The organism is Meridianimarinicoccus aquatilis (genome assembly GCF_004358675.1).
In the GTDB taxonomy this organism is placed as follows: Bacteria; Pseudomonadota; Alphaproteobacteria; order Rhodobacterales; family Rhodobacteraceae; genus Meridianimarinicoccus; species Meridianimarinicoccus aquatilis.
The window spans coordinates 1-898 of sequence record NZ_SMZO01000125.1; the positions used below are offsets into that span (position 1 = coordinate 1).

The following is an 898-nucleotide window of genomic DNA, read 5'->3' on the forward strand; positions in this document are numbered from 1 at the left end:
GGTCAGTTCTCAGTGAAAATTTGGGGGGCTACCGGGTCACTTCTCAGCAGAAATCAACACTTTGACCTCTTGAGGCGCGTCATGCCGGATTGGAAGGCTCGGAAACTCAAGCTCGAACGACAACTCGCGTAGCTGGTCCAGGACCGGCTAAACTCGATCAGTTTACTCTAGCCGCTCCGCGATCCACATCTTGATCAATGCCTGACGGGTGATGCCGAGCTTCTGGGCCTGCCGGTCCAGACCGGCAACGACCCAGGTCGGGAAATCCACGTTCACCCGCTTGGCCTCGACATTGAGGCGGCGCTCCTTTGTCCAATCGACATGGGCGGACATGTCTTCGCCCGCGTCGAAGCGTTCGTCGAATTCAGTCGCCTTCATAATGGTCAATCTCCTGCTTGCGAGCGCGGCGCACGGAGATGATCCGCACCCGGTCGCTCCGGTATGTGTAGACAGCCGTCCAGTGTCTGGCCGCGATCATGCCAACCGCCAGAAAGCGTGGCTCATCCGTGACGTTGGCAGGGGCCTCGATCAGATAAGGATCATCCCAGAGGGCCTGGGCCTCATCAAAGTCGATCCCGTGCTTCTCACGGTTCGCGGCGCTTTTGTCGGGGTCATACTCGAACTTCATAAGAGGCAATATATGTTGAAAATGGTATAATTACTATACTTTTTAGCCGCACTACAATGACGAGATTTACTCAGCTAAAAAGCAGCAACGCCGCCCGCATGTCCTTAGGACATGCGGGCGGCGTTGCTGGCCAGTCAAGAGGCTTGTGCGAGTCCGTCACGCTATCATCTGAACATCGCCAGCTGCTGAGGCTCCACCCAATAGCCGCGCTGACGCTTGGAGGCTTCCAGTGTGACCAGAGCCGCAACGGCCTGGTTCTCGTCCTCGAAC

General features: G+C 56.9%; 2 protein-coding genes. Both read right to left on the reverse strand.

Annotation, left to right across the window (positions count from 1 at the left end):
* Nucleotides 1-162: 162 nt before the first annotated feature.
* On the reverse strand, nt 163-378 hold the full coding sequence (gene brnA / locus E2L05_RS20565; protein ID WP_133344891.1) for a type II toxin-antitoxin system BrnA family antitoxin: 216 nt from the start codon (nt 376-378) through the stop codon (nt 163-165).
* Nucleotides 365-628 carry a BrnT family toxin gene (locus E2L05_RS20570; RefSeq protein WP_085838111.1) on the reverse strand — a complete coding sequence of 88 codons (264 nt, stop codon included), beginning with the start codon at nt 626-628 and terminating at the stop codon, nt 365-367. The genes brnA and E2L05_RS20570 overlap by 14 nt, the downstream gene beginning before the upstream one ends.
* Nucleotides 629-898 lie beyond the last annotated feature (270 nt).

Bases quoted from the DNA above. Each gene is read 5' to 3' on its own strand.
- E2L05_RS20570 (WP_085838111.1), bottom strand. From the start codon at position 628: ATGAAGTTCGAGTATGACCCCGACAAAAGCGCCGCGAACCGTGAGAAG.
- brnA (WP_133344891.1), bottom strand. From the start codon at position 378: ATGAAGGCGACTGAATTCGACGAACGCTTCGACGCGGGCGAAGACATG.